We start from the raw sequence: 8,179 nt of genomic DNA on the forward strand, positions 1-8,179 counted from the left end.
CATTACGGTGGGACACGAAGACCTCCGAGATCGGTGAGCGTTCCTAGACAGCTCGCACTCCACTCGGAGGTCTTCTTCATGTCACCACGCCACGCCGTACCTAACGTCCGTGGTCAGTACAGCTAGCCTGCCTCTCTGTGAGCCCTGACACCTTCTTGCCGTCCGAACCGTCGCCGTCGGAGTTTGTTCTGGTGGAACGACCGCGCAAACACGTGGCGTTGATCACTCTGAACCGGCCCGAACGGATGAACTCGATGGCCTTCGACGTGATGGTGCCGTTGAAAAAGGTGCTCGATGACGTCACCAACGACAATTCGGTGCGCGCGGTTGTGCTCACCGGCGCCGGACGGGGCTTCTCCTCCGGCGCCGACCACAAATCCGCCGGCAGCGTCCCACACATCGACGGCCTGACCAGGCCCGGTTTTGCCCTGCGATCCATGCAGGTGCTCGACGACGTGATCATGGCGCTGCGGCGGTTGCACCAACCGGTGATCGCCGCGGTCAACGGCGCCGCCATCGGTGGTGGACTGTGCCTGGCGCTGGCGTGTGACATCCGGGTCGCGGCCGCCGGGGCCTACTTCAGGGCAGCCGGCATCAACAACGGGCTGACCGCCAGTGAGCTGGGGCTTTCCTATCTGCTGCCCCGGGCGATCGGCACCTCGCGGGCGTTCGAGCTGATGCTCACCGGCCGTGACATCGACGCCGCCGAAGCCGAGCGAATCGGGCTGGTATCCCGGCAGGTTCCCGACGAAGAACTGCTCGACACCTGCTACACCATGGCCGAGCGCATCGCGTCGTTCTCCCGGCCGGGAATCGAGTTGACCAAGCGGACGCTGTGGAGCGGGTTGGACGCCGGTACCCTAGAGGGGCACATGCAGGCAGAAGGCCTGGGCCAACTCTATGTACGCCTGCTCACCTCCAACTTCGAAGAAGCGGTGGCGGCGCGCGCCGAGCAGCGGCCCCCGGTCTTCACAGACGAGAAGACGTGACACCGCAGCTGCGGTGATCCGTGACGAGGAGCAGAGGCGTTGATCACCGCAACGGACCTAGAGGTCCGCGCCGGCGCACGGACATTGCTGGCGGCCGAAGGGCCGGCGCTGCGAGTTCAACCCGGTGACCGCATCGGGCTGGTAGGACGCAACGGGGCGGGCAAGACCACCACCATGCGCATCCTCGCCGGCGAAGGTGAACCCTATGCCGGCAGCGTCACCCGCGCCGGTGACGTCGGCTACCTGCCCCAGGACCCCAAAGAGGGTGACCTCGACGTGCTGGCACGCGACCGGGTGCTGTCGGCACGCGGTCTGGACGTGCTGATGACCGATCTGGAAAAGCAGCAGATGTTGATGGCCGAAGTGGCCGACGACGACGCCCGCGACAAGGCGGTGCGCCGCTACGGTCACCTCGAAGAACGGTTCGCGGCCCTCGGTGGCTACGCGGCCGAGAGCGAAGCCGGCCGGATCTGCGCCAGCCTGGGGCTGCCGGACCGGGTGCTGACCCAGCCGCTGCGCACCCTTTCCGGCGGTCAGCGGCGCCGTGTCGAGCTGGCCCGGATCCTGTTCGCGGCCAGTGACGCCGGCTCCGGAGCGGCGACCACCCTGCTGTTGGACGAACCCACCAACCACCTCGACGCCGACTCGATCGTGTGGTTGCGCGACTTCCTGAAAGGCCACAGCGGCGGCCTGATCGTGATCAGCCACGATGTCGACCTGCTGGCCGACGTGGTGAACCGGGTGTGGTTCCTGGACGCCGTGCGTGGCGAAGCCGATGTCTACAACATGGGCTGGCAGAAGTACCTCGACGCCCGCGCCACCGACGAACAGCGTCGTCGACGTGAGCGGGCCAATGCCGAGAAGAAGGCGTCGGCACTGCGTACCCAGGCGGCGAAGATGGGTGCCAAGGCAACCAAAGCCGTTGCAGCACAGAACATGTTGCGGCGTGCCGAGCGCATGATGGCAGAGCTGGACGCCGAACGGGTGGCCGACAAGGTGGCCAAGATCAAGTTCCCGACGCCGGCACCGTGTGGGCGCACCCCACTGGTGGTGAAGGGGCTGAGCAAGAACTACGGCTCGCTGGAGATTTTCACCGGCGTCGACCTGGCGATCGACCGTGGCTCCCGAGTGGTCATCCTGGGCCTCAACGGCGCGGGCAAGACCACGATGCTGCGGCTACTGGCCGGGGTGGAGACCCCCGACTCCGGTGGGCTCGAGCCCGGCCACGGCCTCAAGATCGGCTACTTTGCCCAGGAACACGACACCCTCGACGATCAGGCGAGCGTGTGGGAGAACATCCGCCATGCCGCGCCCGATACCGGTGAGCAGGATCTGCGCGGGCTGCTGGGCGCATTCATGTTCACCGGCGCGCAGCTCGACCAGCCGGCCGGCACACTGTCCGGCGGTGAGAAGACCCGGCTGGCGCTGGCCGGGCTGGTGGCTTCCACGGCCAACGTGCTGCTGCTCGACGAGCCGACCAACAACCTCGACCCCGCCTCGCGTGCGCAGGTTCTCGATGCGCTACGGAGCTACGACGGCGCTGTGGTCCTGGTCACTCACGACCCGGGTGCCGCCGAAGCGCTCAATCCGCAGCGGGTGGTCCTGCTCCCGGACGGCACCGAGGACTTCTGGTCGGACGAGTACCGGGAACTCATCGAACTCGCTTGACGCTTCGGGGTTTGCGGCGACGAGGTTTCCGGACCGATTTCGGTGATTCTCCCCACATCGGTCCGCGCCCGTTCCTAGTCTGGGGAACTGACGGGGCCTGAGGTAACGCGGGGAGGCGTCGATGAGGAAACCGGACCAGGCACGCGAGAAACTGCTCGGCGAGCTTCGATTCGCCTACGAGAACGGCGCGAGCATTCGCACCCTCGCCGCTTCGACCGGACGATCGTACGGCTCGATCCACAGCATGCTGTTGGAATCGGGCACCACGATGCGCGGCCGAGGCGGACCCAATCACCGGTCCCGGTAGCGGTAGCCGGTGATTGGGTCCGGGGTCACTCGGTGCGTTACTTCGCTGCCCCGTTACCGTCGGGATCCGAATTCTCTTGGTCGACAGCAGGATTTGAGCTGCTGTGGCGAACCGACGCTTCCACCAGGTCGAGTACCGCGCCGAGACGCTTCGGATCGTCCCCTGAGGCCAGTCGGGCCACCAACCCGTCGAGCACCAGGTCCAGGTACACCTGTAGGACGTCACTGGGCACGTCGTCACGGACCCGGCCCGCCTGTTTCTGGCGGACGAGCCGGTCGGTGGTTGCTGTGGACAGCTCCACCGACCGCTCCGCCCAGCCCCGATTGAATGCCGGGTCGTGCCGAAGTTTCCGGGCGATCTCCAGACGTGTTGCCAGCCAGTCGAATTGCTCTGGCGTGGCCAACATGTCCCGCATCACCTGGATCAGGCCCTCCCGGGAGGCCACGTCGGCCATCCGCTCGGCGTCTTCACGTGCCAGCTCGAAGAACAGTGAGTCCTTGTCGCGGAAGTGGTGGAAGATCGCCCCCCGGGACAAGCCGATCGACTGCTCGAGGCGGCGAACCGTCGCCTTGTCGTAGCCGAATTCGGCAAAACATCGCCTGGCGCCGTCGAGGATCTGGCGGCGGCGTGCCGCCAGATGGTCCTCGCTGACTTTGGGCATTGCGGCGAACCCGCCGGCCGGCTAGCTGGACTTCAGCATGTTGCGCAGCACGTACTGCAGGATGCCGCCGTTGCGGTAGTAGTCCGCCTCACCGGGGGTGTCGATCCGGACCACGGCGTCGAACTCCACCTTCGAGCCGTCTGCCTTGGTGGCCGTGACCTTCACCGTCTTCGGCGTCTTGCCCTCGTTGAGGACCGTGATGCCGGCAATGTCGAACGTCTCGGTGCCGTCGAGCTTCAGCGAGGCCGCCGACTCACCGGCGGGGAACTGCAGCGGGATGACGCCCATGCCGATCAGGTTCGAGCGGTGGATGCGCTCGAAGGACTCGACGATCACCGCGCGCACCCCGAGCAGGCTGGTGCCCTTGGCCGCCCAGTCGCGCGAGGAACCGGACCCGTACTCCTTGCCGCCCAGCACCACCAGCGGGATACCCGCCTTCTGGTAGTTCTGCGACGCGTCGTAGATGAACGCCTGCGGCGCATCGGCCTGGGTGAAGTCGCGGGTGTAACCGCCGGAGACGTCATCGAGCAGCTGGTTCTTGAGCCGGATGTTGGCGAAGGTGCCGCGGATCATCACCTCGTGGTTGCCGCGCCGTGAACCCAGCGAGTTGAAGTCCTTGGGCTCGACGCCGTGCTCTTCGAGGTACTGCGCCGCCGGGGTGCCCTTCTTGATGGCGCCGGCCGGGGAGATGTGGTCGGTGGTCACCGAATCGCCCAGCAGGGCAAGAACTCTGGCGCCGGAGATGTCGTTGACCGGCTGCGGCTCGGCCGGCATGCCGTCGAAGTACGGCGCCTTGCGGACGTAGGTCGAGTTGTCATCCCAGTCGAAGGTGTTGCCCTCCGGGGTGGGCAGCGAACGCCAGCGCTCGTCACCCTTGAACACGTCGGCGTAGGAGTCGGTGAACATCTCCCGGTTGATCGAGGAGGCGATGGTCTCACCGATCTCGGCCGCCGTCGGCCAGATGTCCTTCAGGAACACATCATTGCCCTCGGTGTCCTGGCCCAGGGGGTCGGACTCGAAGTCGAAGTCCATGGTGCCGGCGAGGCCGTAGGCGATCACCAGTGGGGGCGAGGCCAGGTAGTTCATCTTGACGTCGGGGGAGATGCGGCCCTCGAAGTTGCGGTTACCCGAGAGCACCGCCGTCACCGAGAGATCGTTGTCGTTGATGGCCGCCGAGATCTCCTCGGGCAGCGGTCCGGTGTTGCCGATACAGGTGGTGCAGCCGTAGCCGCCCAGGAAGTAACCCAGCTTCTCCAGGTACGGCCACAGGCCGGCCTTGTTGTAGTAGTCGGTGACAACCTGTGATCCGGGGGCCATGTTGGTCTTGACCCACGGCTTGGTGGTCAGGCCCTTTTCGACGGCCTTCTTGGCCAGCAGGGCCGCACCGAGCATCACCGACGGGTTGGACGTATTGGTGCACGAGGTGATTCCGGCGACGACCACGGCACCGTGGTCGAGCACGAAGTCGCCGCGCTCGTCGGAGTGCACCCTGACCGCCTTGGTAGGCCGGCCTTCGCAGCCGTTGGCCGCACTGGGAACAACATCGATGGCGCCGTCGTCGGCGAAGGACAGCGACGCGGAATCGCTGGCCGGGAAGGACTCGTCGAGTGCCTCGTCGAGTTTGGTCTCCGGCGCCGGGTGGTTCTCCTCGACGTAGTTGTGGATGTCCTTGCGGAACGCGTTCTTGGCGTCGGTGAGCTCGATCCGGTCCTGCGGGCGCTTCGGTCCGGAGATGGACGGCACCACGGTCGACAGGTCGAGTTCGAGGTACTCGGAGAACACCGGCTCTTTGTCCGGGTTGTGCCACATGCCCTGTTCCTTGGCGTAGGCCTCGACGAGCGCCAGCTGCTCGTCGGTGCGTCCGGTCAGGCGCAGGTAGTTGATGGTCTCGTCATCGATGGGGAACATCGCTGCGGTGGAACCGAATTCGGGGCTCATGTTGCCCAGGGTTGCGCGGTTGGCCAGGGGGACCTCGGCCACGCCCTTGCCGTAGAACTCGACGAACTTGCCGACCACACCGTGCTTGCGCAGCATGTCGGTGACGGTGAGCACCACGTCGGTGGCGGTGACGCCCGGCTTGATCTCGCCGGTCAGCTTGAAGCCGACGACGCGGGGGATGAGCATGGAGACCGGCTGGCCCAGCATGGCCGCTTCGGCCTCGATACCGCCGACGCCCCAGCCCAGGACGCCCAGGCCGTTCTCCATGGTGGTGTGCGAGTCGGTGCCCACACAGGTGTCCGGGTAGGCGACGCCATTACGGGTCATCACGACGCGGGCCAGGTATTCGATGTTCACCTGGTGCACGATGCCGGTACCCGGGGGGACGACCTTGAAGTCGTCGAAGGCGCCCTGACCCCAGCGCAGGAACTGGTAACGCTCGCCGTTGCGCTCGTACTCCAGCGCTACGTTGCGTTCGAAGGCGTCGGCACGGCCGAACACGTCCAGGATCACCGAGTGGTCGATGACCATCTCGGCGGGGGAGAGCGGGTTGACCTTCTCCGGGTTGCCGCCGAGCGCGGAGACGGCTTCGCGCATGGTGGCCAGGTCGACGATGCACGGCACACCGGTGAAGTCCTGCATCAGCACCCGGCCCGGGGTGAACTGGATCTCGATGCTCGGTTCGGCGTTGGGATCCCAGTTGGCGATGGCCTCGATGTGTTCTTTGGTGATGTTGGCGCCGTCTTCGGTCCGCAACAGGTTCTCGGCGAGCACCTTCAGGCTGTAGGGCAGTTTCTCGGTGCCGGGCACCGCGTCGAGGCGGTAGATCTCGTATGAATTGTCACCGACTTCGAGCTTGGCATGAGCTCCAAATGAATTCTTGCTGGTCACATCAACTCCCGGCATATGGATTTCCTCGCCGGCGGGCTGTTGCCGACGATCACGTTCCAACTCTAACAGTACGCTTGTCCTGTATGGTTACCGGCCCACTGCGCACCGCGGCAGCCGAACGTGCGCATTCCAGTCTTGCGTCGGAGCGCGCGTGCTGCCACCTGCCTGGGTGGCCGTCGCGTACCGTTCGGGTGAACGTTTCGGCCGAGTAGGGATGGTGTGGATGTCGGGTACAGGCGTGGGTCTGCATGTCATACCTACTCTGGGGCCGCTGCTGAACCCGGTGCCGGCGTTCATTCCCGAGGATGTTGACATGGCCGAGGTGCAGGCCGATATCGCCCAGGATGGGGTCAGCGCTCCGCCGGCCGATCAGCCGGGCTTGCTCGCGGTCATCGACGAGGCCAAGCAGGACGGTATCGATCTCAAGATCGTCGTCATCGCCAGCAACCCGCATATCGATACCCCGCTTCGTGATATCGCCACCGAGGTAGGGGAGGCCAATCCCGGATCGACGGTGTTGGTGCTCAGCCCGTCGTATGCCGGGACCTACAGCACCGAGTTCGACAGGGTGACGCTGGAGGCCGGCGAAGACTTGGCCAAAACCGGTAATCCGGTGCAGTCGTCGCAGAATTTTGTGAGCCAGTTGAATACGCCCGATTTCCCCTGGACGGGGATGACCATCGTGCTCACCATCGCGGTATTCCTGGCGGTCGTCGTGACCCGCATTCTGCAGGTGAAGAGCAAGCGTGCTGCGCCGCCAGAAGCGTTGTCCACCAGCGGTTCCTGACTTCGGACCGGTCTTGTGTCAATTCGCATTGTCACCATTTGATAACGGTCTCCGTAATTACATTCCTGTAATTCAGCACTAAAGTTTCTTCGGAGACAATTGTGACGTACGGTGCTGGAGGTACCTATTGATGTAGATGTGCCTCCAGTGACTGCTGATGGCCGTGTTGTTGCAGGGTGATCGGGTCGAGTTGAAGCCATGAGGAGACGTGAGTCGCATGAGATCCAGCTACGGCGCATCTCCACTGCTGACGGTGGCGTTGCTGCTGTGCACCCCCGGATTGGCAACCGCTGAACCGCCGGCGCCCAGTGGGCTGGCCGCGCTGATCGCCGAAGTCGCCGAGGCCAATCAGCAACTGCAGGATCTCGGCGCCGCGGTGCAGAGCGAGCAGGAGGGCGTCAACAAGGCGATCCTCGACGTGCAGACCGCCCGCGATGCCGCGGTCTCGGCTCAAGCCGATCTGGACCGCAGCCGGGCCGGAGTGCAAGACGCCGATGCGGCCATCGCCGCCGCCCAAAAGAAGTACGACAACTTCGCCGTCGCCAGTTACATCAACGGCCCCTCGGCCTCCTACCTGACCGCCCTCGACCCCGGCGAGATCATCGCCAACGCCAGCACCGAGCACACCCTGGCGCTCAGCTCCCAGAAAGTGATCGGCGACCTGCAGCGGGCCCGCACCGAACAGCTCAACCGGGAATCCCTGGCGCGCGAGGCCAAGCAAAAGGCCGACGACGCCGCGGGTGCCGCAGTGGCCAGCCAGGACGACGCGGTCGCAGCGTTGAGCGCCGCCCAACAAAAGTTCGCCGACCAGCAGAACGAGATCCAGCGTCTGGGCGCGGCCCGCGACGACGCCCAGGCCAAGCTCGCCCAGGCGCAAGCGCAGGTACAGGCCGTTCCGGCGCCGGTATCCGGAGCTCCCGCGGCCCGCCCCCAGGCCG

At 65.5% G+C, this 8,179-nt stretch carries 7 protein-coding genes; 5 read left to right on the forward strand and 2 right to left on the reverse strand.

Features of this window, described 5'->3' with window-relative positions; genetic code table 11:
• Positions 1 to 137: 137 nt before the first annotated feature.
• The 3 genes from WBB07_RS19575 (at position 138) to WBB07_RS19585 (ending at position 2,964) form a co-directional block, all read left to right on the forward strand.
• Entirely contained in the window at positions 138 to 989 is an 852-nt protein-coding gene (locus tag WBB07_RS19575; RefSeq protein ID WP_526310057.1) for an enoyl-CoA hydratase, read from the forward strand.
• 39 nt (positions 990 to 1,028) lie between these two features.
• On the forward strand, positions 1,029 to 2,657 hold the full coding sequence (locus WBB07_RS19580) for an ABC-F family ATP-binding cassette domain-containing protein (RefSeq protein ID WP_526310058.1): 1,629 nt from the start codon (positions 1,029 to 1,031) through the stop codon (positions 2,655 to 2,657).
• A 121-nt stretch (positions 2,658 to 2,778) separates the two neighbouring features.
• The gene (locus tag WBB07_RS19585) at positions 2,779 to 2,964 is read left to right on the forward strand and encodes a helix-turn-helix domain-containing protein (RefSeq protein ID WP_526310059.1); all 186 of its coding nucleotides are present in this window, start codon (positions 2,779 to 2,781) and stop codon (positions 2,962 to 2,964) included.
• 37 nt (positions 2,965 to 3,001) lie between these two features.
• Here WBB07_RS19585 and WBB07_RS19590 read toward each other — a convergent pair whose 3' ends face one another.
• Positions 3,002 to 3,625: a TetR/AcrR family transcriptional regulator gene (locus WBB07_RS19590; protein WP_526310060.1), complete on the reverse strand. Its 624-nt coding sequence runs from the start codon at positions 3,623 to 3,625 to the stop codon at positions 3,002 to 3,004.
• A 21-nt stretch (positions 3,626 to 3,646) separates the two neighbouring features.
• The gene (locus tag WBB07_RS19595) at positions 3,647 to 6,454 is read right to left on the reverse strand and encodes an aconitate hydratase (RefSeq protein ID WP_526310061.1); all 2,808 of its coding nucleotides are present in this window, start codon (positions 6,452 to 6,454) and stop codon (positions 3,647 to 3,649) included.
• Between the two features lie 223 nt (positions 6,455 to 6,677).
• Here WBB07_RS19595 and WBB07_RS19600 point away from each other — a divergent pair, with 223 nt between their 5' ends.
• Positions 6,678 to 7,241: an Rv1476 family membrane protein gene (locus tag WBB07_RS19600; protein ID WP_526310062.1), complete on the forward strand. Its 564-nt coding sequence runs from the start codon at positions 6,678 to 6,680 to the stop codon at positions 7,239 to 7,241.
• A gap of 217 nt (positions 7,242 to 7,458) precedes the next feature.
• Positions 7,459 to 8,179, forward strand: a 721-nt coding sequence (locus WBB07_RS19605; RefSeq protein ID WP_526310063.1) for a coiled-coil domain-containing protein, incomplete at its 3' end; no start/stop codon positions are given.

Source organism: Mycobacterium sp. (assembly GCF_049647605.1).
Classification (GTDB): domain Bacteria; phylum Actinomycetota; class Actinomycetes; order Mycobacteriales; family Mycobacteriaceae; genus Mycobacterium.